Below are 25,327 nucleotides of genomic sequence, written 5' to 3'. Positions count from 1 at the left end.
GTCAGCGGCGGGGTGCACGATGGACCCATGGTCAGCGATCCGCGCCGAGCCCTGGACGGCTTCTCCCCCGCGACCCGCAGCTGGTTCACGGGGGCCTTCTCCGCGCCCACCGCCGCCCAGGCCGGTGCCTGGCAGGCCATCGGCGCGGGCTCGGACGTGCTGGTCGTGGCCCCGACCGGCTCCGGGAAGACCCTGGCCGCCTTCCTCGCCGCCCTGGACCAGCTCGCCTCGACCCCGCCGCCCGCCGACCCGAAGAAGCGCTGCCGCGTCCTGTACGTCTCCCCGCTGAAGGCCCTGGCCGTCGACGTCGAGCGGAACCTGCGCAGTCCGCTGACCGGCATCCGCCAGGAGTCCGTGCGCCTGGGGCTGCCCGAGCCCGAGGTGAAGGTCGGCCTCCGTTCCGGCGACACGCCGCCCGCCGAGCGCCGCGCCCTCGCCACCCGCCCGCCGGACATCCTGATCACCACGCCCGAGTCGCTGTTCCTGATGCTGACGTCGGCCACCCGCGACGCGCTGGCCGGTGTGGAGACGGTGATCCTCGACGAGGTGCACGCCGTCGCGGGCACCAAACGCGGCGCCCATCTCGCGCTGTCCCTGGAGCGGCTGGACGAACTGCTGCCGCGGCCGGCCCGCCGCATCGGTCTGTCGGCGACGGTGCGTCCCGTGGACGAGGTCGCCCGGTTCCTGTCGCCGCGCCGCAAGACGGAGATCGTGCAGCCCGAGTCGGGCAAGGAGTTCGACCTGTCCGTGGTGGTACCGGTGGAGGACCTGGGCGAGCTGGGCGGCTCCCCGGTCGCCGACGGCTCGGAGGGTGCGGAGCGCCCGTCGATCTGGCCGCATGTCGAGGAGCGGATCACCGACCTGGTGCAGGGCCACCGCTCGACCATCGTGTTCGCGAACTCCCGCCGCCTGGCCGAGCGCCTGTGCAACCGGCTCAACGAGATCGCCTACGAGCGCGCCACCGGCGAGCCGCTGGACGAGCACCACTCCCCCGCCGAGCTGATGGGCGGTTCCGGGGCGGCGCAGGGGGCGCCCGCGGTCATCGCGCGTGCGCACCACGGCTCGGTGTCCAAGGAGCAGCGCGCCCAGGTCGAGGAGGACCTCAAGGCGGGCCGGCTGCCCGCGGTGGTCGCCACCTCCAGTCTGGAACTGGGCATCGACATGGGCGCCGTGGACCTGGTGGTCCAGGTCGAGTCGCCGCCGTCGGTCGCCTCCGGACTCCAGCGGGTGGGCCGCGCGGGGCACCAGGTGGGCGCGGTTTCGACGGGCGTGGTGTTCCCGAAGTACCGGGGCGACCTGGTGCAGGCCGCCGTCGTGACCGAGCGCATGCGCACGGGCGCGATCGAGTCCCTGCGCGTGCCGTCGAACCCGCTGGACGTCCTGGCCCAGCAGCTCGTGGCGATGACGGCGATGGACGCCTGGCAGTTCGACGACCTGTTGGCGATGGTCCGCCGGGCGGCCCCGTTCGCCGCGCTGCCCGAGTCGGCGTTCACATCGGTGCTGGACATGCTCGCCGGCCGGTACCCGTCGGACGCGTTCGCGGAGCTGCGCCCGCGCGTGGTGTGGGACCGGGTCACCGGCGAGATCACCGGACGCCCCGGCGCCCAGCGCCTGGCCGTCACCTCGGGCGGCACCATCCCCGACCGCGGCCTCTTCGGGGTGTTCCTCGCGGGCGCCGACCCCAAGAAGGGCGGGGGCCGGGTCGGTGAGCTGGACGAGGAGATGGTCTACGAGTCGCGCGTGGGCGACGTCTTCACGCTCGGCACCAGCTCGTGGCGCATCGAGGACATCACGCGCGACCGTGTCCTGGTCTCGCCCGCCCCGGGTGTGCCGGGGCGGCTGCCGTTCTGGAAGGGCGACCAGCTGGGCCGGCCGCTGGAGCTGGGCCGGGCCGTGGGCGCCTTCCTGCGCGAGGTGGGGTCGCTGTCCGACGAGGACGCCCGGCTGAGGCTGCTGGCCGCGGGACTGGACGCCTGGGCCGCGGACAACGTGCTGTCGTACCTCGCCGAGCAGCGTGAGGCCTGCGGTCACGTCCCGGACGACCGCACCATCGTGGTGGAGCGTTTCCGGGACGAGCTGGGCGACTGGCGAGTCGTCGTGCACTCCCCGTTCGGCGCCCAGGTGCACGCGCCGTGGGCGCTCGCGCTCGGTGCCCGCCTCTCCGAGCGGTACGGCATGGACGCGCAGGTGATGCACGCCGACGACGGCATCGTGCTGCGGCTCCCGGACGCCGACCTGATGGGTCTGGACCTGCTCGACCAGGAGCCGATGAAGGCCGGCTCCGCCTACGACGCGGACCAGGCCCCGGTGGGCGCCTCCGACGTCGTCTTCGACAAGGGCGAGGTCGACCAGGTGGTCACCGACCAGGTCGGAGGCTCGGCCCTGTTCGCCTCCCGGTTCCGTGAGTGCGCCGCCCGCGCGCTGCTGCTGCCCCGCCGCAACCCGGGCCGGCGCACCCCGCTGTGGCAGCAGCGCCAGCGCGCCTCCCAACTGCTCCAGGTGGCCGGCGAGTTCGGTTCGTTCCCGATCGTGCTGGAAGCGGTCCGCGAGTGCCTCCAGGACGTCTTCGACGTCCCCGGCCTGGTCGAGCTGATGGGCGACGTGGAAGCGCGGAAGGTGCGCCTGGTCGAGGTCACCACCCCGGAGCCGTCCCCGTTCGCCCGCTCCCTGCTGTTCGGCTACGTCGCCCAGTTCCTGTACGAGGGTGACTCCCCGCTCGCCGAGCGTCGGGCCGCCGCCCTGTCGCTGGACTCCCGCCTGCTCGCCGAACTGCTCGGCCAGGCGGAGCTGCGTGAGCTGCTCGACGCCGAGGTGCTCACCGAGCTGGAGCGTGAGCTGCAGTGGCTCACCGAGGACCGGCGCGCCAAGGACGCGGAGAGCGTCGCCGACCTGCTGCGGATGCTCGGCCCGCTCACGGACGCCGAACTCGCCGAGCGGGGCGCCGAACCCCGATGGGCCCAGGAGCTGGCCTCCGCGCGACGTGCCATCCGGGTGCGCGTCGCGGGCGAGGACCACTGGGCGGCCGTCGAGGACGCGGGCCGTCTGCGGGACGCGCTGGGCACGGCGCTGCCGGTGGGGGTGCCCGAGGCGTTCACCGAACCCGTCAAGGACCCTCTGGGCGACCTCCTCGCCCGGTTCGCGCGCACCCACGGCCCGTTCACCTCGGCGACGGCGGCGGCCCGCTTCGGCCTGGGCGTGGCGGTCACCGAAGGCGCGCTGCAGCGGCTTTCGGCGGCGGGCCGGGTGGTGCAGGGCGAGTTCCACCCGGCCGGCATCGGCCAGGAGTGGTGCGACGCGGCGGTGCTGCGCCGGCTGCGCCGACGCTCCCTGGCCGCGCTGCGGCACGAGTTGGAGCCGGTGTCCCCGCCCGCGCTGGCCCAGTTCCTCCCTCAGTGGCAGCACATCGGCAAGGGCCACTCCCTGCGGGGCACCGACGGACTCCTGCGCGCCGTCGAGCAGTTGCAGGGCGCCTCCGTACCCGCGTCCGCCCTGGAGAAGCTGGTCCTGCCGTCCCGGGTGGCGGGCTACGGCCCGGCCATGCTCGACGAACTCACGGCGGCCGGCGAGGTGGTCTGGGCGGGCGCCGGTTCGCTGCCGGGCAAGGACGGCTGGGTCTCCCTGTACCTGGCGGACGCGGCTCCCCTGCTGCTCCCTCCCCCGCACCCGCTGGAGACGACCGCGCTGCACGACTCGGTGCTGGCCGCCCTGTCCGGTGGCTACGGCCTGTTCTTCCGCCAGATCGCCGACCAGGTCCGCGCCACCACCCACCCCGAGGCCGGCGACCCGCAACTGGCCGACGCCCTGTGGGACCTCGCCTGGTCCGGCCGGCTGACCAACGACACGCTCAACCCCATGCGCGCCCTGCTCGGCTCCGGCCGCACCGCCGGCTCGACGGCCCACCGGGCCAAGCGCGCGGTGCCGCGCGGCCGCTACGGCTCGCTCACGGCGGCGGCCCGCAGTGCCTCCCGCACCGGACCGCCCACCGTCGCCGGCCGCTGGTCCCTGCTGCCCGACCGGGACGGCGACACCACGGTCCGCGCCCACGCACTGGCCCGCACCCTGCTCGACCGGCACGGGGTGGTGACCCGGGGCGCCGTCTCCGCGGAGGGTGTCGAGGGCGGGTTCTCGGCGGTCTACCGCGTGCTGTCCGCCTTCGAGGAGACGGGGCAGGCCCGGCGCGGCTATGTGGTGGAGGGCCTGGGCGCCGCACAGTTCGCGATGGACGGTGCCGTGGACCGCCTGCGCGCCGCGGCCAGCGCCCGGGAGCGCGGCGAGGGGCGGACGACACCGGACGGGCCCGCTCCGTTCGGCACGGAGTCCGACCCGTACGGGACCGCGCCGGGTCAGGACGACGCGTCGTACCTCCCCTCGCGGCCCGGCGAGTACGTCTCGCCGCGCGACATCGCCGCGCAGGGCTCGCAGCCCTGGCAGAGCGGGCGCGGCCCCTCGTACGACCCGTTCGCCGGCCGCCGTACGGGGCCCGACCACACCTCCCGGGCCGTCGTCCTCGCCGCCGCCGACCCCGCCAACGCCTACGGGGCCGCCCTGGGCTGGCCCGAACCGCCGACCGGCGCCGGGCACAAACCCGGCCGCAAGGCGGGCTCCCTGGTGGTGCTGGTGGACGGTGAGCTGACGCTGTACATGGAGCGGGGCGGCAAGACCCTGCTGGCCTGGCCGGCCGACGCGGACGCGGAGCCTGCCGACGACCCGCGCCTGCCGCTCGCCGCCGAGGCGCTGGCCGGCGCCGCCCGCGCGGGCTCCGTCGGCACGGTGACCGTGGAGCGCGTCAACGGCACCCCGGCCCTGACGTCGCAGCTGGGCGCCCTGCTGGAGACCGCGGGCTTCGTCGCCACGCCGAGGGGGCTGCGCCTGCGCGCCTGATCTCGCCCGGCCGGCGCCGGCCCGGCCGTGTCACCCTTGACGCATGCCCGAAGGAGACACGGTCTGGCAGGCGGCGCGACGGCTGCACGAAGCCCTCGCGGACAGAGTGCTGGTCCGCAGCGACCTGCGGGTGCCCCGGTTCGCCACGTCCGACCTCACCGGCCGTTCGGTACTGGACGTCACCGCGCGCGGCAAGCACCTGCTGACCCGCGTCGAGGGCGGCCTGACCCTGCACTCGCATCTGCGGATGGACGGCTCCTGGCGGATCTTCGCGCCCGGACAGCGGTGGAACGGCGGCCCGTCGCACCAGATCCGCGCCGTCCTCGCCAACGCCGAACGCACCGCCGTCGGCTACCGGCTCCCGGTGCTGGAGCTGATCCGCACCGAGGACGAGGAGCGCGCCGTCGGCCACCTCGGCCCCGACCTGCTGGGCCCCGACTGGGACCCCGCCCTCGCGCTCGCCAACCTGAAGCAGGACCCCGACCGTGAACTCGGCGAGGCCCTGCTGGACCAGCGCAACCTCGCGGGCATCGGCAACGTGTTCAAGAGCGAGCTGTGCTTCCTGCTCAACGTCACCCCCTGGCTCCCCGTCGGCGACCTGCCCGCCGACCGGACGGCGAGCCTGCCCGAGCTCGCCAGGAAGCTGCTGGAGTTCAACCGCGAGCGCCCCGTCCGCAACACCACGGGACGGCGCGGCCAGGACCTCTACGTGTACGGCCGCGCCCGCCGCCCCTGTCTGCGCTGCGGCACAGCGATCCGGCTGGCCGAGCAGGGCGACGGCTCCCGTGAGCGCCCCACGTACTGGTGCCCCACGTGCCAGCCCGGCCCGGCTCCCGCCCGCACACCGCGCGCCCGCCAGAACCCGGCCCGCTGACCGGAACCGAAGGAGAGCGACGGCATCGGGTCCGGGGATCAGCAACCCCACGCCGGATCGCGCTCGTCCCGCACGACGACAACCCCTCGGGCCGGAGCGCGCTCGCCCTGCGCGACCACGCCCCCTCAGGCCGGATCGCCACACCACCCCCGCACGACAACAACCCCTCGGGCCGGACCCCCACTCCGCCCCGCGGGACGACAACCACCCTCACACCGCATCGCCGTCCCGCCCCGCACGCCAGGCCCGCCGCCACCGCCCCGCCGGGAGCGCGCCCTCGGCCCGCGCCTCGGGCAGGCAGTGCAGCGGAAGCACGCTGAGGCCCCACCCGCCGGCCGCGACCGCGCCTTCCAGCGCTCCCGCGTCGGGGTCCAGCAGCAGACGTGCCGCCGCCCACCACCACAGCACGGTGAACACGGCGGCGGCATACCGGCACACATCCCGCACGCGGGCCGTCCCGGGGCCCGGCGGCCTCGTCACCCGTTCGCGGCCTGGAACATCCAGTGGTGCTTCTCGAGGTCCGCGGTGATGGTGATGAAGATGTCCTGGGTCACCGGGTCGGGCTCCTCGGTGGCCGCGATCCGCTCCCGCATCCGGGCGATCACCGCACCGAGCGCGTCGACCAGCGCGCCCACCGCGGCCGCGTCGTCGACCCAGCCCTCGGGCGTGACACCGATCCCGCTGCCGACGGCCACCGTCGCGGCCCGCCCGTCCGGCGAGACGCCCAGCGCCGCGGCGCGCTCGGCCACGGTGTCGGAGTGCCCGCGCGCGACGGCCACGACCTCGTCGAGCTGGAGGTGGACGGAGCGGAAGCGCGGTCCGACCACGTTCCAGTGGATCTGCTTGGCGACCAGCGAAAGGTCCACGAGATCGACCAGGGCGCCCTGCAGTGCCTCCGAAACGGTCTTCAGGTTCTCGTCGGACAACGGGCTCTTCACGACGTACATCCGCACCTCCGTGGCTGACCCCCCGCCTCGTCTCCACGATGACGGTCCGGCGCCGCCCCGGCAAACGCAGCCCCAGCACCAGCCCCGGCCTCACGGACCGCGAGAGCCCGGGCATGCGAAAACCCCGGCGGCACCCCTCCGGGATCTTCCGGAGGAGCCCACACCGGGGCATCTCACACCTTCACACCGCGCGGGCGCCGGACACCGACCTCAGGCGGCGACGACGTCCACCGCCTCGGCGGGCGCCTTGATGGTCACCCGCTCCGGTGGCACGCCGGTCACCGACACGGAACCCAGCATCGGACGAACCGGCGTGGGTACGGGCTCGCTGGGGGTCGCTGCAGCAGACTGGGCCAGCTCGGCGAGGGCGAGCTCGTCGCTCACTTCCCGCATGAGCTCGGACATCCGTACGTCCAACGCGTCGCAGATCGCGGAGAGCAGCTCGGAGGAAGCCTCCTTCTGCCCCCGCTCCACCTCGGAGAGATAGCCGAGTGAGACTCGGGCGGACGAGGAGACTTCGCGCAGAGTACGGCCCTGGCGCTGGCGCTGCCGACGCAGCACGTCACCCAGCAGGCGACGGAGCAGAATCATCGGTGGCTCCCTCCTCGGACCGCGTAGCCGCATCCTTCTCGCCCCACCGTACCGCCTCGCGCCGCGGCCGTGCGGGGAGCGATGTCGTGTTCACTCTGGGCTGCAAACATCAAAACCCCCCGTTCCGTTCCGTATCCTGTGCCCGCTCATTCCCGGTCTGTTCGCCCGCAAGCTCCGCTCGGAGCAGTGCGAGTACGCTCCGTACACTCTCCATACGAATTTCCGCGCGGTCGCCGTTCAACCGCAGATGGCGCACTTTTCCGCCAGAGGCAGAACCGGCGCCCTCCGCGAAGGGCCCGTCGACGGCCACGTACACCGTGCCGACGTCCTGTCCGTCCTGTGGGTCCGGTCCGGCCACCCCGGTGGTGGCGACCCCCCAGTCGGCACCGAGCGCCTTGCGCACGCCGGCCGCCATCTGGGCCGCCACCTGCGGATCCACCGCACCGCGCTGGTCCAGCAGAGTGGCGTCGACGCCCAGCAGCCGGTGCTTCAGGTCGGTGGCGTAGGCCGTGACCGAGCCGCGGAAGATTTTGGACGCCCCGGGGACGGAGGTGATCTCCGCCGCCACCAGGCCACCGGTCAGCGACTCGGCGACCGCGAGCGTCCCACCCTTCACGGTGAGTAGTCGCACCACCTCGGTGGCCGTTGAACTCACGCTTCCGTCTCCTCCAACGCCGCCTTGCGCTCGGCGATTCCCTGCCTGCGGAGCACAATGGCCTGTTTCACGTAGTCGAGTCCGGTCGCCACGGTCAGCACCACCGCCGCGGCCATGACCCACCAGCGCAGCGTCGCCAGCCACCCGGTCAGCGCGAGCACGTACATGCCGACGGCCACACCTTGGGTGAGGGTCTTCAGCTTGCCGCCGCGGCTGGCCGGGATCACTCCGTAGCGAATGACCAGAAAACGCAGCAGGGTGATGCCGAGTTCCCGGCCGAGGATCACGCCCGTGACCCACCACGGCAGGTCGCCGAGGGCCGACAGGCAGATCAGCGCCGCGCCCATGATGGCCTTGTCGGCGATGGGGTCGGCGATCTTCCCGAAGTCGGTGACCAGGTTGTAGGTGCGCGCCAGATGACCGTCGAACAGGTCGGTGATCATGGCGATGGCGAAGGCCGCCCAGGCGAGCGAGCGCCACGCGGGGTCGTAGCCGCCGTCGGCGAGCATCAGCATCACGAACGCCGGTACGAGCAGCAACCGCAGCATGGTCAGCAGGTTGGCGATGTTCCAGACGCTGGCCTGGTCGACGGCCGCCGCCGCGATCTTGGCTCCGCGTGGTGCCCTCGTGGAGCCGCCCTGCCCGTCGCCGGTGTCGGGGGACGACGAGGCGGCCGGAGCCGTCACGCCGTCCTGCGGCCGGGCGTCCGCCGGAGCGGGGGCGGCGTCACGCCGTGCCGGTCCTTCGCCGGACGCGCCCGGAGCCGTGTCCCTGGCCTCCCGCGCGAGCGCGCGGCCGGGCGCCGGTGTCATGCCGCCGGACGCGGGGCCCGTCGCCCTTCTCGCGCCCGAGGGGCCACCTGCCGCCGATGCCGGGACACCCGTCATCTGCCCGCCTCCTCACTGCGCGCGGGCGAGCCCTGGAAGAGCGGCTCGGCCACCAGGTCGACACCTTCCGTGCCGACGACCTTCGCCTCGACCATACGGCCGACGCTCAGTCCCTCGCCGCTCGTGAGCAGCACCTGGCCGTCCGTCTCGGGAGCCTGGTGCTCGGCCCTGCCGTACACACCCTCCTCCTCGTCGACGGACTCGACCAGGACGTGCACGGTCTCGCCGACCCGCTCCTCGGCGCGCTGCGAGACGAGTTCCTCGGCCAGCCGGGAGACCCGGGCCAGCCGCTCGGCCACCACGTCCTCGTCCAGCTTGCCCTCGTAGCCGGCCGCCTCGGTGCCCTCCTCGTCGGAGTAGCCGAACACACCGATGGCGTCCAGCCGGGCGTGGGTGAGGAACCGCTCCAGCTCCGCGAGGTCGGACGCGGACTCGCCGGGGAAGCCGACGATGAAGTTGGAGCGCACGCCGGCCTGGGGCGCCTTGCTCCGGATGGTGTCGAGCAGCTCCAGGAAGCGGTCGGTGTCGCCGAAGCGGCGCATGGCGCGCAGCACGTCGGGCGCCGAGTGCTGGAAGGACAGGTCGAAGTACGGGGCGATCTTCGGCGTGGAGGTCAGCACGTCGATCAGGCCGGGGCGCATCTCGGCCGGCTGGAGGTAGCTGACACGCACCCGCTCCAGGCCGTCGACCTCGGCGAGTTCGGGCAGCAGGGACTCCAGCAGACGGATGTCGCCGAGGTCCTTGCCGTAGGAGGTGTTGTTCTCGGAGACCAGCATGATCTCCTTCACGCCCTGCTCGGCCAGCCAGCGCGTCTCGTTGAGCACGTCGCTGGGGCGGCGGGAGATGAAGGAGCCGCGGAAGGACGGGATGGCGCAGAAGGAGCAGCGCCGGTCGCAGCCGGAGGCCAGCTTCACGGAGGCGACCGGGGAGCCGTCGAGCCGACGGCGCAGGGGGGCGCGGGGGCCGGAGGCCGGGGCGAGGCCGTCGGGCAGGTCGGCCGGGCCGTGCCCGGGGAGCGCGACGTCCGCGGCGGACTCCTGACGCTCGGCGGGGCTGATCGGGAGCAGCTTGCGCCGGTCGCGCGGGGTGTGCGAGGCGTGGATGCCGCCGTTCAGGATGGTCTGGAGGCGGTCGGAGATGTCCGCGTAGTCGTCGAAGCCGAGCACCCCGTCGGCCTCGGGGAGGGCGTCGGCGAGCTCCTTGCCGTACCGCTCGGCCATGCAGCCGACCGCGACGACGGCCTGGGTTCTCCCGTGGCCCTTGAGGTCGTTGGCCTCCAGGAGGGCGTCCACGGAGTCCTTCTTGGCGGCTTCCACGAAGCCGCAGGTGTTGACGACGGCGACGTCGGCGTCCTCGGCGTCGTCCACGAGCTGCCAGCCGTCCGCCTCCAAACGGCCTGCGAGCTCCTCCGAGTCCACCTCGTTACGGGCGCAGCCAAGGGTGACCAGTGCGACGGTACGGCGTTCAGGCATGGGCTCAAGACTACTTCGTCCCGGCGAGGGCCCATGTCGACGGGGTTGGCCGGACCCGGCCGACCCCGTCGTGGGCGCGTCCGCGGGCGCGGGTCATCCGGCCTGCGGGTCGCCCTTGGTGTAGGTGAGGCGCTCCACCGCGCCCGGCTGCCAGTCGTCCTCGATCTCCTCGCCGTTGACGAACAGGTCGAGGGCTCCGGCGTCACCGAGCACAAGATCGATCTTCGTGTTGTCCTGGAAGGTCTTGTCCTCGCCCTTCTTGAGCAGCTCGGCGAAGAGCACCTTGCCGTTGTGGTCCTTGGCGGAGATCCAGCTCGGCCCGTCGGCGGCGACGACCTTGACGGTCACCTTGTCCTGCGGGGCGGCGGCGATGGCGCTGTCCGACGGGTCCGGCGCGGGCACGACGGGCTTCGCGGTCTTGGTGGTGGTGCTGGGCGTGGGCGACGCGGTGGCGTCGGTGTCACCGGCGACGTCGGTCGTGCCGCCGTCGTCGCCGCCGTTGACCATGGTGAAGCCGACGAAGCCGATGACGACCACGATCGCGGCGACCATGGCGGCGGTCCAGTTGGGTCCGCGCCGCTCGGGACGGATGCGCTCCGCCTCGAAGAGGGGCGCGGCCGGGGTCGGTGCCGGACGGCCGCCGCCGTGCTCGGCCTCGTACTGGGCGAGCAGGGGGGCGGGGTCGAGCCGCACGGCCTTGGCCAGCGTACGGATGTGCCCGCGCGCGTACACGTCGCCGCCGCAGGGCGCGAAGTCGTCCCGCTCGATGGCGTGCACGATGGCGATCCGGACGCGGGTGGCGGTACTGACGTCGTCGACGGTCAGACCGGCGGCGATGCGCGCCTGCTGCAGCGCACGGCCGACGGAGACGGAAGGGCGGGCTTCCTCGGAAACGTCTTCGAACGGACGCTCGTCTTCAGGGGAGTTGCCGTTGGACACGGGGGCGCCTTTCGAGCGTGTAGCCGCCTGTGCTGGAGGTTCAGTCTAGGTGGGGTACGAAGGGGTGGGGCAACCGGGCGTTCGTACTTTGTACGCCATCGGAATGGCCCGACATTCCGATGGTCGGCCTGCTGTCTGACACTTCGCTCAACTTGACGTGCGCCGACGGGAAACGGTTGCTCGTCGATCTCTTACGGAAGGGTCACGATCGTCCGTCCGGACGTCCCGGCGCGACAACCGTGTCCCTTCCGCCTACCCTTCAGACTCCCCGCGGATCAGCGCGAGCACGCCGTCCAGCTCGTCGGGTTTCACGAGAACGTCACGGGCCTTCGATCCCTCGCTCGGTCCGACGATGTTGCGGGACTCCATGAGGTCCATCAGCCGGCCCGCCTTCGCGAAGCCGACGCGCAGCTTGCGCTGGAGCATCGACGTGGACCCGAACTGGGTGGAGACGACCAGCTCGGCGGCCTGGCACAGCAGGTCGAGGTCGTCGCCGATGTCCTCGTCGATCTCCTTCTTCTGCTTGGTCCCGACGACGACGTCGTCCCGGAAGACCGGCGCCATCTGGTCCTTGCAGTGCTGGACGACGGCCGCGACCTCCTCCTCGGTCACGAACGCGCCCTGCATGCGCGTGGGTTTGTTCGCGCCCATCGGCAGGAACAGCCCGTCGCCCTTGCCGATCAGCTTCTCGGCACCGGCCTGGTCGAGGATGACCCGCGAGTCGGCGAGCGAGGAGGTCGCGAACGCCAGCCGGGACGGCACGTTCGCCTTGATCAGACCGGTGACGACGTCGACGGAGGGCCGCTGCGTGGCCAGCACCAGGTGGATGCCGGCGGCCCGCGCGAGCTGCGTGATGCGCACGATGGCGTCCTCGACGTCGCGCGGGGCGACCATCATCAGGTCGGCCAGCTCGTCCACGATCACCAGCAGGTACGGGTACGGCTGGAGCTCGCGCTCGCTCCCCTCGGGCGGCTTGACCTTGCCCTCGCGCACCGCGCGGTTGAAGTCGTCGATGTGCCGGAAGCCGTAGGCGGCCAGGTCGTCGTAGCGCAGGTCCATCTCACGCACGACCCACTGCAGCGCCTCGGCGGCCCGCTTGGGATTGGTGATGATCGGCGTGATCAGGTGCGGGATGCCCTCGTACGCCGTCAGCTCCACGCGCTTGGGGTCGACCAGGATCATCCGGACGTCCTCCGGGGTCGCCCGCATCATGATCGAGGTGATCAGGCAGTTGATGCAGGACGACTTGCCGGAGCCGGTGGCGCCGGCGACCAGCATGTGCGGCATCTTCGCCAGCGAGTCCATGACGTAGCCGCCCTCGACGTCCTTGCCGAAGGCGACCAGCATCGGGTCGTCGTCCTCGGCGGACTCCGCGAGCCGCAGAACGTCACCGAGGTTGACCATCTCCCGGTCGGTGTTGGGGATCTCGATACCGACCGCGGACTTGCCGGGGATCGGGCTGATGATCCGCACGTCCGGGCTGGCGACGGCGTACGCGATGTTCTTGGTGAGGGCGGTGACCCGCTCCACCTTCACGGCCGGGCCGAGCTCGACCACGTACCGGGTGACCGTGGGGCCGCGGGTGAAGCCGGTGACGGCGGCGTCCACCTTGAACTCCGTGAAGACCTTCCGCAGCGCGTCCACTATGGCGTCGTTGGCCGCGCTGCGCGCCTTGCCCGGACCGCCGCGGTGCAGCAGGTCCAGCGAGGGCAGGGAGTAGGTGATGTCGCCGGCCAGCTGCAACTGCTCCGCGCGCGGCGGCAGGTCGCGCGGCTCGCGGGGTGGCGCCTTGGTCATGTCGAGCACGCCTGCGGGCGGCCGCTCCTGCTGCGCCGTGTCCTGCGCGGGGGCGTTCTTGCGGGTCCTGCCCGACGTGAGCTTGTCCTGCTGCGGACGGGCGGCCGGAACCGGCGTGGGCGTGGTCGGCTCGTGGTCGCCGGTGCTGACGCCCTGGGTGAGGTCGGCGACGACCGGCGAGGGCGGCATGCCGTGCATCACGGCGCCGTCGAGCGCGGCGGCCGCGGCGGCGGCCACGTCCACGGCGTCCATGGCGCGGTGGGCGTCGGGCTGCGGCACCGCCGACCTGCGGGGCCGGCCCCGGCGCCGGGACAGCGCCTCCTGCTCCACCTGCTCGGGGTCGTACTCCTGGGGCGCGGGGCGGCGCCCGCGGCGGCCCTCGGGCAGCGCCTCGCGCCACTGCTGCTCGTAGCGCTCGTCGTCCTCGCCGAAGTCCTCCGGCTCGGGGTCGTGGACGAGGCCGAGGCGCTCACCGAGCAGGCGCAGCCGCTGCGGGATCGCGTTGACCGGGGTGGCCGTGACCACCAGCAGGCCGAAGACCGTCAGCAGCACCAGCAGCGGCACGGCCAGGACGTCGGTCATGGTGGACGACAGCGGCGCGGCGGCACCCCAGCCGATCAGGCCGCCGGCGTCCCTTATGGCCTGCATGCCTTCGCTGCGCGGCGGCGATCCGCAGGCGATGTGGATCTGGCCCAGGATGCCGATGACGAGCGCCGACAGGCCGATCACGATCCGCCCGTTGGCCTCGGGCTTCTCCGGGTGCCGGATGAACCGTACGGCGACGACGGCGACGAGGATCGGCACCAGCAGGTCGAGCCGTCCGAAAGCACCGGTGACCAGGATCTCCACCAGGTCGCCGACGGGGCCCTTGAGGTCGGCCCAGGTGCCGGCGGCGACGATCAGCGCGATGCCGAGCAGCAGCAGCGCGACGCCGTCCTTGCGGTGGGCCGGGTCGAGGTTCTTGGCGCCCTGCCCTATGCCGCGGAACACGGCACCGACGGCGTGGGCCAGCCCCAGCCACAGGGCGCGGACCAGCCGGTAGACGGCACTGGTCGGGTTCGGGGCCGGCGCGGGGGCCGGCCTCTTCGCCGGGGCCTTCCTGGCGGGCGCCTTCTTCGCCGGGGCTTTCTTGGCGACGGCCTTCTTCGCCGGAGCCTTCGCGGAAGCGGGCGCCTTCTTCGCGGGCGGCTTCTTGGCTGCGGAGGGACGTGAGGCCATGGTGTGAGGTTACCGGGGGAGACGGTAAGTGACACGCGTGGCGGATGCTTCACCCGTTCGTGTCGCACCCGTCGAGGCGCGAAAGTGACGCACGACGTCGCTCACGGGGCGAGTTGACGCCCCCTCAGCGCCGGCCGGCGCCTCGGGCACGGGCAAGGCCCGCGTCGGCGGGGTCAGTTCTGCGACGACACCGACGACGCGCTGCCGGTCCCGGGCTCCAGCGCGTCCAGCGCCCGCCGCAACCCGGTGAGCTTGCGCTCCAGATGGGCCGCCGTGGCGACCGCGGCCGCGTCGGTCGACTCGTCGTTCAGCTGCTTGGTGAGCGCCTCGGCCTGCTCTTCGACGGCGGCGAGCCGCGCCGAGAGCTCGGCGAGCAGACCCGCCGAATCCTTTGACTCGCCGGCGTCCTTCTCGCTGCCCTCGAGCTGGAGTCGCAGCAGCGACGCCTGCTCCCGCAGCTGGCAGTTCTTCATGTACAGCTCGACAAAGACCGAGACCTTCGCGCGCAGCACCCACGGGTCGAACGGCTTGGAGATGTAGTCCACCGCACCGGCCGCGTAGCCCCGGAAGGTGTGATGCGGGCCGTGGTTGATCGCGGTGAGGAAGATGATCGGGATGTCCCGGGTCCGCTCCCGCCGCTTGATGTGCGCGGCGGTCTCGAAACCGTCCATGCCCGGCATCTGGACGTCCAGCAGAATGACCGCGAAATCGTCCGTGAGCAGTGCTTTGAGCGCTTCCTCCCCGGACGATGCCCGCACCAGCGTCTGATCGAGCGCCGAGAGGATCGCCTCCAGCGCCAGCAGATTCTCCGGCCGGTCATCGACCAGGAGGATCTTGGCCTTCTGCACCATGGCCCGCCCTCCTCGCCCCGGCTTGGGGCCCTCCCTGTCCGCAGGACCTGGGGAAGCACCTCGGGATGCCTCCCCTGGGGACGACTCCCTTGCGCCGCCCGTCCTTGTGCCGGTCATCGTAGCCGCACCCCGCCCGTCGCCACACCCTGTCACCGCGATGTCACTGTGCACGTAGCAGAAACGCGGCGGGAGACCAGAAGGTTCCCCGGATCCCGCCCTCCTACACGACTTCGCGCACACCGCGTGGACAACTCCGCGCGCACGAAGAAGCTTCCCCCCACCTTCGCACGCCCACCGCTCGCCGGTCTCACTCCCCCCTCATCCACTGCTCCATCACGGACAGCAGGTGATCGGGATCGACCGGCTTGGTCACGTAGTCGGAGGCGCCCGACTCGATGGCCTTCTCCCGGTCGCCCTTCATCGCCTTCGCGGTGAGCGCGATGATCGGGAGCCCCGCGAACTGCGGCATCCTGCGGATCGCCGTGGTCGTCGCGTACCCGTCCATCTCCGGCATCATGATGTCCATCAGCACGACCGCCACGTCGTCGTGCTGCTCCAGCACCTCGATGCCTTCGCGGCCGTTCTCCGCGTACAGCACGGACAGGCCGTGCTGCTCCAGGACGCTGGTCAGCGCGAAGACGTTACGGATGTCGTCGTCGACGATCAGCACCTTCTGCCCGCCGAAGCGGATGCCCCGGCGCGGCGTCCGGGTCGCCGGCTCCTCCTCCAGGGCCGGCCACCCCTCCTCCAGCTCCGCGGAGGGCCGCTGGTCCTGCGGCAGCGTGACCCGGCGGCGGCGCCGGAACAGCGCCGCCGGGCCGGTCTGCGCTTCCCGGTACGAGGCCACCTCCGCCGGCGTCTCGGACTCCGGTGCGGTCAGCTCGGCCGACGCGACCAGGTCACCGGCCTCCAGCGCCGGCATGGGCGGCTGCTGGTAGCCGTTGGGCGGCAGCTCGCTGGGGTGCAGCGGCAGGTACAGGGTGAACGTCGAGCCGCGGCCCGGCTCGCTCTGCGCGTGGATCTCACCGCCGAGCAGCTGCGCGATCTCCCGCGAGATGGACAGCCCGAGTCCCGTGCCGCCGTACTTGCGGCTGGTGGTGCCGTCGGCCTGCTTGAACGCCTCGAAGATCACCCGCATCTTGCTGGCCGCGATGCCGATGCCCGTGTCGCTCACCGAGAACGCGATCAGGTCCGCGTCCGGGTCCGTCAGCGAACCGGCCTCCAGCAGCTGCTCCCGGATGGCCTGCGGCACGTCGTCCCGGGCGGGCCGGATGACCAGCTCCACCGAACCGGAGTCGGTGAACTTCACCGCGTTCGACAGCAGGTTCCGCAGCACCTGCAGCAGCCGCTGCTCGTCGGTGTGCAGGGTGGCCGGCAGCTCCGGCGAGACCCGCACCGACAGGTCCAGACCCTTCTCCGCGGTCAGCGGACGGAACGTGGCCTCCACGTAGTCCACGAGCTGCACCAGCGCGATGCGCGTCGGGGAGACGTCCATCTTGCCCGCCTCGACCTTCGACAGGTCGAGGATGTCGTTGATGAGCTGCAGCAGGTCCGAGCCCGCGCCGTGGATCGTCTCGGCGAACTCCACCTGCTTCGGGGAGAGGTTGCCCTCGGCGTTGTCGGCGAGCAACTTGGCCAGGATCAGCAGCGAGTTGAGCGGCGTGCGCAGCTCGTGCGACATGTTCGCCAGGAACTCGCTCTTGTAGCGCATGGACACCGCGAGCTGCTCGGCGCGCTCCTCCAGGACCTGCCGCGCCTCCTCGATCTCGGTGTTCTTCACCTCGATGTCGCGGTTCTGCCGCGCCAGCAGCTCCGCCTTCTCCTCCAGTTCGGCGTTGGACGCCTGGAGCGCCTTCTGCCGCTGCTCCAACTCGGCCGACCGCTCCCGCAGTTGCTCGGTCAGCTCCTGCGACTGCGCCAGCAGCCGCTCGGTCTTGGTGTTGACCGAGATGGTGTTGACGCTGGTCGCGATCATCTCGGCGATCTGGTTGAGGAAGTCCTTCTGGATCGCCGTGAACGGCGTGAACGACGCCAGCTCGATGACGCCGAGCACCTTCCCCTCGAACAGCACCGGCAGCACGATCACCTGGGCCGGCGGCGCCTCCCCGAGCCCCGAGGAGATCTTCAGGTAACCGCTGGGCGCGTTCTCCACCAGGATCGTGCGCTTCTCCATCGCGGCCGTCCCGATCAGCCCCTCACCGGGCTGGAACGACGTCGGCATGGACCCCATGGAGTAGCCGTACGACCCGAGCATCCGCAGCTCGAACTGCTCCTCGTCGGCCGCGTTCAGGTCCTCCCCGTCCACCAGGGGCATGGCGAGGAAGAACGCGCCGTGCTGCGCGGACACCACCGGCGTCAGCTCGCTCATGATCAGCGAGGCCACGTCCTCCAGGTCGCGCCGGCCCTGCATCAGGGCCGAGATGCGGGCCAGATTGCCCTTCAGCCAGTCCTGCTCCTTGTTCGCGATCGTGGTGTCGCGCAGGTTGGCGATCATCTTGTTGATGTAGTCCTGGAGCTCCTGGATCTCCCCGGACGCGTCCACGTCGATCTTCAGGTTCAGGTCGCCACGGGTCACCGCGGTCGCCACACGCGCGATGGCGCGCACCTGCCGGGTGAGGTTCCCGGCCATCTCGTTCACCGACTCCGTCAGGTCCCGCCAGGTGCCGTCCACGTCCCGCACCCGCGCCTGACCGCCCAGCTGGCCCTCGGTGCCCACCTCGCGGGCCACGCGCGTGACCTCCTCGGCGAACGACGACAGCTGGTCCACCATCGTGTTGATGGTCGTCTTCAGCTCGAGGATCTCCCCGCGCGCGTCGATGTCGATCTTCTTCGTCAGGTCACCCTTGGCGATCGCCGTCGTCACCATGGCGATGTTGCGGACCTGGCCGGTCAGGTTGGAGGCCATGCCGTTCACCGACTCGGTGAGGTCCTTCCACGTGCCCGCCACACCCGGCACGTGCGCCTGACCGCCGAGGATGCCGTCCGTGCCCACCTCACGGGCCACCTTGGTGACCTGCTCGGCGAACGCGCTCAGCGTCTTCACCATCGTGTTGATGGTGTCCGCAAGCTGCGCCACCTCACCGCGCGCCTCGATGCTGACCTGCCGCGTGAGGTCACCGTTGGCGACGGCGGCGGACACCTGGGAGATGTTCCGCACCTGCGTGGTGAGGTTCTTCGCCATCAGGTTGACGTTGTCACTCAGGTCCTTCCAGATGCCCGTGACACCCGGGACGTGCGCCTGACCGCCCAGGATGCCCTCGGTACCCACCTCACGGGCCACCCGGGTCACCTGCTCCGCGAACGACGACAGCTGGTCCACCATCGTGTTGACGGTGGTCACCAGCTCCAGGATCTCGCCCTTGGCGTCGACCGTGATCTTCTTCGACAGGTCGCCCTTGGCGACCGCCGTGGTGACCTCGGCGATGTTGCGCACCTGAAGGGTCAGGTTGTTCGCCATGCCGTTCACGGACTGCGTGAGGTCCTTCCAGGTGCCGGAGACACCCTGCACCTCCGCCTGGCCGCCCAGGATGCCCTCGGTGCCCACCTCGCGGGCCACCCGGGTGACCTCCTCCGCGAACGACGACAGCTGGTCCACCATCGTGTTCAGCGTGTTCTTGAGCTCCAGGATCTCCCCGCGCGCGTCCACCGTGATCTTCTGCGACAGGTCACCGCGCGCCACCGCCGTCGCCACCTGCGCGATGTTGCGCACCTGGCCGGTCAGGTTGGACGCCATGCCGTTCACCGAGTCCGTCAGGTCACGCCACACGCCGGCCACGCCGGGTACCTGCGCCTGACCGCCCAGCCGGCCCTCGGTGCCCACCTCGCGGGCCACCCGGGTCACCTGGTCCGCGAACGACGACAGCTGGTCCACCATCGTGTTGATGGTGTTCTTCAGCTCGAGGATCTCCCCGCGCGCGTCCACGTCGATCTTCTGCGACAGGTCACCGCGCGCCACCGCCGTGGTCACCTGGGCGATGTTGCGCACCTGACCGGTGAGGTTCGACGCCATCGAGTTGACGGAGTCGGTCAGCTCCTTCCAGGTGCCCGACACGCCGTCCACGCGCGCCTGGCCGCCGAGGCGCCCCTCGGTGCCCACGTCCCGCGCCATCCGCGTGACCTGGTCGGCGAAGCTCGACAGCTGGTCCACCATCGTGTTCACGGTGTTCTTCAGCTGGAGCATCTCGCCGGAGACGTCCACGGTGACCTTCTGCGACAGGTCACCGTTGGCCACCGCCGTCGTCACCTGGGCGATGTTCCTCACCTGACCGGTGAGGTTGCGGAAGGCCGTGTTGACCGAGTCCGTCAGGTCCTTCCACGTGCCCGCCGCGCCCGGCACCTGCGCCTGGCCGCCCAGCTCACCCTCGACGCCGATCTCCCGCGCCACCCGCGTGACCTCGGCACCGAACGCCGACAGCTGGTCCACCATCGTGTTGACGGTGTTCTTCAGCTCCAGCATCTCGCCGGCCACGTCGACGGTGACCTTCTGCGACAGGTCACCGTTGGCGACCGCCGTCGTCACCGCCGCGATGTCCCGCACCTGGGTGGTCAGGTTGCGGAACACCGTGTTGACCGAGTCCGTGAGGTCCTTCCACGTGCCCGCGGCGCCCGGCACGTTCGCCTGGCCGCCCAGCCGCCCCTCGGCGCCGACCTCGTTGGCGACCCGGGTGACCTCGTCCGCGAAGATCCGCAGCGTCTCGGTCATCTGGTTGATCGTCTCGGCGAGCTGCGCCACCTCGCCGCGCGCGGGCACCGTCACCTTGCGCGACAGGTCACCGTTGGCGACCGCCGTCGTCACCTCGGCGATCCCCCGCACCTGCGCGGTGAGATTCCCGGCCATGGTGTTGACGGAGTCGGTGAGCTCCTTCCACACGCCGTCCACCCCGGGCACCTGCGCCTGGCCGCCCAGAGCGCCCTCGGTGCCCACCTCCCGGGCGACACGGGTCACCTCGGAGGAGAACGCGGAGAGCTGGTCCACCATCGTGTTGACGGTGTTCTTCAGCTCCAGCATCTCGCCTTCGACGTGCACGGTGACCTTGCGCGACAGGTCACCGCGCGCCACGGCCGTCGTCACCAGCGCGATGTCGCGCACCTGTGCCGTCAGCCGCTCCGCCATCGTGTTGACGGAGTCCGTCAGGTCCTTCCAGGACCCGGACATGCCCCGCACCTGGGCCTGACCGCCCAGCTTGCCCTCGGTCCCCACCTCGCTGGCCACGCGCGTGACCTCGTCGGTGAACGTCGAGAGCTGGTCGACCAGGTTGTTGACGGTCCGCGCGACCTTCAGGAACTCGCCCCGCAGCGGATGCCCGCTCCCGTCCGGCGCCTGCGTCCGCAGCTCCATGCGCGGCGACAGATCACCTTCCGCGACCGCCGACAGCACCCGGCTCACCTCGGAGACCGGCCGTACGAGGTCGTCCACCAGGGCGTTGGAGTGGTCGATCGCGGCCGCCCAGGAGCCCTCGCAGGCCCCCGTCTCCAGGCGCTCCGTGAGCTTGCCCTCACGTCCCACCATGCGGCGCACCCGCGCCAGCTCACCCGTCAGGTGCAGGTTGCGGTCGGCGACCTCGTTGAAGACCGCGGCGATCTCCGACATCACGCCGTCGCCGGTCACCGTCAGCCGCTTGCGGAAGTTGCCGTCCCGCATCGACACCAGGGCGCCCAGCAGGCGGTTCATCGCCGCCGCCTCCACTGTGACGGTGCCGCCGCGCGGCTTCCCCTGCTTGCTCAGGGACTGTCCGCCTTTCGCGCGCGTCGTCTTCGTGCTCCGCGTCGCTGCGCCAGACTCCACTGTGTCCCTCCCGCAGGGGTCGACCGTTACCGCTGTGCCCGGTGGCACCCTCCAGGGTGCTCCCGTCGCTGCCGTGCTTTACCTGTTTGACTGAGATGCCCTGCCCGACGTTCCGAGGCGCCGCCAGGGGGCTGCTGCCCACCCGGCGCCGTCACCACACTGCCTGCCCGGACCTTCCCTACAAGCCTGCCCAGTGTTTCACCCCCGCGGAACCAGGCCATAACAGTTCGGCAGCTTCGCACATCGTCCGCACACCCGCCGGACGGCGAACACCTCGGACGGAAACACTGCAGACCGGCATCCGCTCGGACCGCGAAGGTAAGTAACCTTGCTTGCGGCTGTCCAGCCACGCCGGCGCGTCCGGCCTGGGCGGTGGCACGAAGACGAGCGGGCATCGGAGGGGCGGCCGCACAACATGACCACCGGACTGATCCCGGGGGAACAGCCCCCGGACCCACGGCCGGCGGACGGCCTGCCGCACCAGCGGCACGAGCCGGCCGGCCAGGGAGCCATGCCCGTCGAGAACCGGTCGAGGAGTTCTGTGATCACCGCGCGCGCGGCCGCCAGCTTCGATCCCGTCGGACGATCCGTCGCGAGTGCCCGAAGCTTCGTCCGTGACACCCTCCAGGGCTGGGGCTTCGCCGACATCGTCGACGACGCCGTGGTGCTCACCAGCGAACTGGTCACCAACGCCGTGATCCACGCCGGCACCTCCGCCGACCTCCTGTGCCTGCGCAGCGACGACGGCGTACGGATCGAGGTGGCCGACCGGTATCCCGAGCGGGAGATCCCGCTCCAGGGCTCCCCCATCGACATGGGCAGCCCCGACCGCGAGGGCGGGCGCGGACTCCAGCTCTGCGCGGCCCTCGCCGGCCACTGGGGCGTGGACTACACCCCCACCCACAAGACCGTCTGGTTCCAGCTCGACCTTCCCGAGCGCCCGGTCGGCACCCGCGCCGCCGGCCCCGCCCTGCCGGCCCACCTGCTGCCGCTCACCGACACCCGCGTCCGCGTCGCCGTCGTCCAGATCGACCGCACCGGCTCCATCACCGCGTGGAACGAGGACGCGGAGGAACTCTTCGGGTACACCGCCGAGCAGGTCACCGGCAAGCCGCTCACCGACCTCGCGGCCTGGCCGCACACCCCCGGCACCGGCACCGGCATCGCCGACGCCCTCCAGCTCTCCCGCTGGGAGGGCAGCTACGGCATCCGGGGAGCCCACGGCCGGGTGATCCCGGTGTACGCCTCCCACCTGCGCGTCCGGGACACCGACGGCGATCCGTCAACCGTCTGTCTCCTGGTGCGTGACCACGAACGGGCGGTTCTGCAGACCCCGCTGCGCGGCCCCGCACCGGACTCCTCGGGCGGCGAGGGCCAGAGCGCCGACCCGTTCGAAGTCTTCATCGGCTCCCCCGCCCCCGACGACCTCGACGGCCTGCTGCAACGCACCGTGGAGCGCGCCCGCGACATGCTCGACGGCGATTCCGCCTTCCTGCTGCTGGCCACCGACGACGAGACGGAGCTGGAGGTCCGCGCCTCCACCGGCCTGCCCTCCGCCCGCCAGCGTTTCGCGCGCGTCCCCGTCGAGGGCGGCCCCGGCCGCTACGGCTCCGCCCGCATGCCCGCCGTCCACGAGGACCTCTCCGCCGTCCCGGGCGCCGTCCCCCTCCTCAACGGCACCGGCATGCGCTCCGTCGTCACCGTCCCGCTGAAGGTGGAGGGCCGCCTCACCGGCTCCCTCGGCGTCGCCGCCGAGGGAGCCGGCAGATACTCCAACGAGGAGGCGCTGCGCCTTCAGTTCGCCGCGGACCGCATCGCGCTGGCCGTCGAGTCGGCGCGCCTGGGCGAGCTGGAGCGGCTGCGCCGCGGCTCCCTCAGCTTCCTCGTCGAGGCCTCCGACCTGCTGGCCGGCACCCTCGACCGGGACCAGACCCTGGCCCTCATGGCCCAGATGACGGTGCCCACCCTCGCCACCTGGTGCGCGGTCTACACGATCGCCGACCAGGCCTCCGAGCCGTACCTGTCCTACGTGCTGCACGAGGACGAGGAGCTCATCGACGGCATCAAGTCGCTGCTGTCGAAGATGCCCCCACCGGACCCGGTACCGACCCCGGGCGCCCGCGTCTGGTCGGCGCCCGCGGAGGTCGCCCACCAGGCGGCCCTGCGCACCTCCATGCGCAGCCTCGGACTCAGCGGGGGCCCCACCCGCCATGTCACCACCGGCATCGGCCCGACCCTCGCCACGGCCTCCGCGGTCGGCGGCGAGACCGTGGTCCTGCCTCTGGTCGCCCGCAACCGCGTCATCGGCATGCTGACGCTCGGCAAGCCGACCGACGAGCACTTCCGCCAGGAGATCCTGGAGCTCGCCGAGGACCTGTCCCGCCGTGCCGCCCTGGCCCTGGACAACGCCCGCCTCTACTCGGAGCGCACGGCCATCAGCCAGTCGCTCCAGCGCAGCCTCCTCCCGCCGGAGCTGCCCCAGATCGACGGCGTCGAGGTCGAGGTCATCTACCGCGCGGCCGGCGAGGGCAACGAGGTCGGCGGCGACTTCTACGACCTCTTCCCGATCAGCGACGGCGCCTACGGTTTCGCCATCGGCGACGTCTGCGGCACGGGCCCCAACGCGGCGGCTGTCACCGGCCTCGCCCGGCACGCCCTGCGCCTGCTGGCCCGGGAGGGCCTGAGCGGCCCGGCGGTCCTGGAGCGCCTCAACAGCGCGATCCTCGACGAGGGGGAGCGCAGCCGCTTCCTCACCCTTCTGTACGGCGAGATGCGCCCGCAGGAGGACGGCAGCGCCGAGCTGAAGGTGGTCTGCGCGGGCCACCCGCTCCCGCTCCGTCTCCGCCAGGACGGCACGGTCGAACCTGCCGCCGAGCCGCAGCCGCTGCTGGGCGTCCTGGAGGACCTGGAGCTCTACGAAGAGACCGTCACCCTGGATCCCGGGGACGTCCTGCTGTGCGTCACCGACGGCGTCACCGAGCGCCGTGAGGGCGCCCGCATGCTGGGCGACGACGGTCTCGCCGAGGTTCTGACGACGTGTACGGGTCTGACGGCCGGCGCGGTCGCGGCGCGCATCATGCGCGCGGTGGAACGCTTCGCCACGGACGCCCCGTCCGACGACATGGCGATCCTCGCCATGCGCGTGCCGGGCCTCCAGCAGGACTGAATCCCACCGCGAAGAGGGCATGGATAAGGCCCCGCCCAATGGGGCGGGGCCTTTCTGTCGGAGCCCCCAAACGGAATCGAACCGTTGACCTTCTCCTTACCATGGAGACGCTCTACCGACTGAGCTATAGGGGCCTGTTGTCGCTTCGGTTTCCCTCGCGGCAACGGAATAGATCATACCCTGAACCTAGCCGTGCTCCCAACCACGCTCAGAGGGCCGGTGCGAGCAGTCCGCCCAGCGCATTGCACGCGGACGCGATGCGGTGCATGTCCCGCTTGGTGAGCGACGCGTCGACGGGGAGAGCGAGCGTCTCGTCCGAGGCCCGTTCCGTCTCGGGCAGGGACACGTACCGCCGGAACTCGGGCAGCCGGTGCAAGGGCGTCCGCACCGGTATCCGGCACTCAACTCCCCTGGCCCGTACGGCGCGTGCGAAGGCGTCCCGGTCGGGCCGGCCGTTCCCGGGCACTCGGACGACGTACTGCTGGTAGCTGTGTCCGGGCCCGCCCTCGGGTGTCCGAACCCCACGTAGCCTCGCGTCGAGGAACGCGGCTCGCTCCCGCCGCCGGGCCGTCTCGTCGCGCGACGTCTCCAACTCGGTGTGCTCCAGCACCAGCAGTCCGTGCCGTTGGCCGAGGGCACGCATCCGCCCTACGTCGGCGAGACGTCCGAAGCGGTGGACGACAACGACCGCTGCGGTGCGCGCAGTCAGAACCGTCTCGACCGCGGAGGGCGAGAGGCAGTAGGTGTCCGGATCTATGTCGGCGAACACCGGCTGCGCTCCCGCCAGTGTCACGGCCTCGGCGACGTCCACGTTGCCGAAGGCCGGTACGACCACTTCGTCACCGGCTCCGACGCCGGCCGCCCTGAGCAGTGCAGCAGTACCCATGACTGGGATGCTGGACGGACAACGTGAACGCCAAGTGACGGGCAACAAAAAAGGGTTGGGCCCCGAACCGAAGTTCAGGGCCCAACCCTTGTAAGAATTGTTCGGCGGCGTCCTACTCTCCCACAGGGTCCCCCCTGCAGTACCATCGGCGCTGTAAGGCTTAGCTTCCGGGTTCGGAATGTAACCGGGCGTTTCCCCTACGCTATGACCACCGAAACACTATGAAACTGTCAACCGCACCACACCGTGACCATGGCATGGGGTTGTTCGTGGTTTCAGAACCAACACAGTGGACGCGAGCAACTGAGGACAAGCCCTCGGCCTATTAGTACCGGTCAACTCCACACGTTACCGTGCTTCCATATCCGGCCTATCAAC

General features: G+C 71.6%; 14 protein-coding genes, 1 tRNA gene and 2 rRNA genes. 3 read left to right on the top strand and 14 right to left on the bottom strand.

What is annotated here, in order from left to right; all coding sequences use genetic code 11:
* Positions 1 to 27: 27 nt before the first annotated feature.
* Together ACIF8S_RS00085 and ACIF8S_RS00080 are read left to right on the top strand one after the other, a co-directional pair.
* Positions 28 to 4,881, top strand: a complete 4,854-nt coding sequence (locus ACIF8S_RS00085; RefSeq protein WP_399996402.1) for an ATP-dependent helicase — start codon at positions 28 to 30, stop codon at positions 4,879 to 4,881.
* A gap of 43 nt (positions 4,882 to 4,924) precedes the next feature.
* Positions 4,925 to 5,755 (top strand): Fpg/Nei family DNA glycosylase, encoded by an 831-nt coding sequence (locus ACIF8S_RS00080; protein WP_399996401.1) that lies wholly within the window; start codon positions 4,925 to 4,927, stop codon positions 5,753 to 5,755.
* A gap of 210 nt (positions 5,756 to 5,965) precedes the next feature.
* Here the strand turns inward: ACIF8S_RS00080 and ACIF8S_RS00075 are convergent, their stop codons facing one another.
* The 10 genes from ACIF8S_RS00075 to ACIF8S_RS00030 all read right to left on the bottom strand — a co-directional run bounded on the left by ACIF8S_RS00075 (position 5,966) and on the right by ACIF8S_RS00030 (position 20,897).
* Positions 5,966 to 6,172 (bottom strand): hypothetical protein, encoded by a 207-nt coding sequence (locus tag ACIF8S_RS00075; RefSeq protein ID WP_399996400.1) that lies wholly within the window; start codon positions 6,170 to 6,172, stop codon positions 5,966 to 5,968.
* A 59-nt stretch (positions 6,173 to 6,231) separates the two neighbouring features.
* Positions 6,232 to 6,702, bottom strand: a complete 471-nt coding sequence (locus ACIF8S_RS00070) for a DNA starvation/stationary phase protection protein (protein WP_349797789.1) — start codon at positions 6,700 to 6,702, stop codon at positions 6,232 to 6,234.
* 210 nt (positions 6,703 to 6,912) lie between these two features.
* Entirely contained in the window at positions 6,913 to 7,293 is a 381-nt protein-coding gene (locus ACIF8S_RS00065) for a helix-turn-helix domain-containing protein (RefSeq protein WP_003993396.1), read from the bottom strand.
* Between the two features lie 109 nt (positions 7,294 to 7,402).
* Complete coding sequence (locus tag ACIF8S_RS00060) at positions 7,403 to 7,948, bottom strand: CinA family protein (RefSeq protein WP_399996399.1); 546 nt, start codon at positions 7,946 to 7,948, stop codon at positions 7,403 to 7,405.
* Positions 7,945 to 8,835 (bottom strand): CDP-diacylglycerol--glycerol-3-phosphate 3-phosphatidyltransferase, encoded by an 891-nt coding sequence (gene pgsA, locus ACIF8S_RS00055; RefSeq protein ID WP_399996398.1) that lies wholly within the window; start codon positions 8,833 to 8,835, stop codon positions 7,945 to 7,947. The genes ACIF8S_RS00060 and pgsA overlap by 4 nt, the downstream gene beginning before the upstream one ends.
* Positions 8,832 to 10,307, bottom strand: a complete 1,476-nt coding sequence (gene rimO, locus ACIF8S_RS00050) for a 30S ribosomal protein S12 methylthiotransferase RimO (protein ID WP_215210400.1) — start codon at positions 10,305 to 10,307, stop codon at positions 8,832 to 8,834. The genes pgsA and rimO overlap by 4 nt, the downstream gene beginning before the upstream one ends.
* A gap of 93 nt (positions 10,308 to 10,400) precedes the next feature.
* Positions 10,401 to 11,246: a helix-turn-helix domain-containing protein gene (locus tag ACIF8S_RS00045; protein WP_399996396.1), complete on the bottom strand. Its 846-nt coding sequence runs from the start codon at positions 11,244 to 11,246 to the stop codon at positions 10,401 to 10,403.
* Between the two features lie 252 nt (positions 11,247 to 11,498).
* Positions 11,499 to 14,261, bottom strand: a complete 2,763-nt coding sequence (locus ACIF8S_RS00040) for a DNA translocase FtsK (RefSeq protein WP_399996395.1) — start codon at positions 14,259 to 14,261, stop codon at positions 11,499 to 11,501.
* Positions 14,262 to 14,434: 173 nt separating this feature from the next.
* Positions 14,435 to 15,112: a two-component system response regulator gene (locus tag ACIF8S_RS00035; protein ID WP_024885695.1), complete on the bottom strand. Its 678-nt coding sequence runs from the start codon at positions 15,110 to 15,112 to the stop codon at positions 14,435 to 14,437.
* Positions 15,113 to 15,419: 307 nt separating this feature from the next.
* Complete coding sequence (locus ACIF8S_RS00030; protein WP_399996394.1) at positions 15,420 to 20,897, bottom strand: HAMP domain-containing protein; 5,478 nt, start codon at positions 20,895 to 20,897, stop codon at positions 15,420 to 15,422.
* A 415-nt stretch (positions 20,898 to 21,312) separates the two neighbouring features.
* On the opposite strand from ACIF8S_RS00030, the gene ACIF8S_RS00025 reads away from it, so the two are divergent.
* Entirely contained in the window at positions 21,313 to 24,063 is a 2,751-nt protein-coding gene (locus ACIF8S_RS00025) for a SpoIIE family protein phosphatase (RefSeq protein WP_399996393.1), read from the top strand.
* A gap of 61 nt (positions 24,064 to 24,124) precedes the next feature.
* Here ACIF8S_RS00025 and ACIF8S_RS00020 read toward each other — a convergent pair.
* The 4 genes from ACIF8S_RS00020 to ACIF8S_RS00005 all read right to left on the bottom strand — a co-directional run.
* Positions 24,125 to 24,197, bottom strand: a tRNA-Thr gene (locus tag ACIF8S_RS00020).
* 74 nt (positions 24,198 to 24,271) lie between these two features.
* On the bottom strand, positions 24,272 to 24,934 hold the full coding sequence (locus ACIF8S_RS00015; protein ID WP_399997044.1) for a DegT/DnrJ/EryC1/StrS family aminotransferase: 663 nt from the start codon (positions 24,932 to 24,934) through the stop codon (positions 24,272 to 24,274).
* Positions 24,935 to 25,048: 114 nt separating this feature from the next.
* Positions 25,049 to 25,165 (bottom strand): 5S ribosomal RNA (gene rrf / locus ACIF8S_RS00010).
* Positions 25,166 to 25,254: 89 nt separating this feature from the next.
* Positions 25,255 to 25,327 (bottom strand): 23S ribosomal RNA (locus ACIF8S_RS00005); the annotation flags it as partial.

The sequence above is a fragment of the Streptomyces sp. NPDC085937 genome (assembly GCF_044540535.1).
Lineage (GTDB): Bacteria > Actinomycetota > Actinomycetes > Streptomycetales > Streptomycetaceae > Streptomyces.
Note: the sequence above shows the minus strand (reverse complement) of the source record. Positions and strands in the feature narration are given on the sequence as shown.

Excerpts from the sequence above, each read along its gene's own strand:
- ACIF8S_RS00065 (WP_003993396.1), bottom strand. The coding sequence starts at position 7,293 with ATGATTCTGCTCCGTCGCCTGCTGGGTGACGTGCTGCGTCGGCAGCGC.
- ACIF8S_RS00025 (WP_399996393.1), top strand. The coding sequence starts at position 21,313 with ATGACCACCGGACTGATCCCGGGGGAACAGCCCCCGGACCCACGGCCG.
- ACIF8S_RS00040 (WP_399996395.1), bottom strand. The coding sequence starts at position 14,261 with ATGGCCTCACGTCCCTCCGCAGCCAAGAAGCCGCCCGCGAAGAAGGCG.
- ACIF8S_RS00080 (WP_399996401.1), top strand. The coding sequence starts at position 4,925 with ATGCCCGAAGGAGACACGGTCTGGCAGGCGGCGCGACGGCTGCACGAA.
- ACIF8S_RS00085 (WP_399996402.1), top strand. The coding sequence starts at position 28 with ATGGTCAGCGATCCGCGCCGAGCCCTGGACGGCTTCTCCCCCGCGACC.
- ACIF8S_RS00070 (WP_349797789.1), bottom strand. The coding sequence starts at position 6,702 with ATGTACGTCGTGAAGAGCCCGTTGTCCGACGAGAACCTGAAGACCGTT.
- ACIF8S_RS00035 (WP_024885695.1), bottom strand. The coding sequence starts at position 15,112 with ATGGTGCAGAAGGCCAAGATCCTCCTGGTCGATGACCGGCCGGAGAAT.
- pgsA (WP_399996398.1), bottom strand. The coding sequence starts at position 8,835 with ATGACGGGTGTCCCGGCATCGGCGGCAGGTGGCCCCTCGGGCGCGAGA.
- rimO (WP_215210400.1), bottom strand. The coding sequence starts at position 10,307 with ATGCCTGAACGCCGTACCGTCGCACTGGTCACCCTTGGCTGCGCCCGT.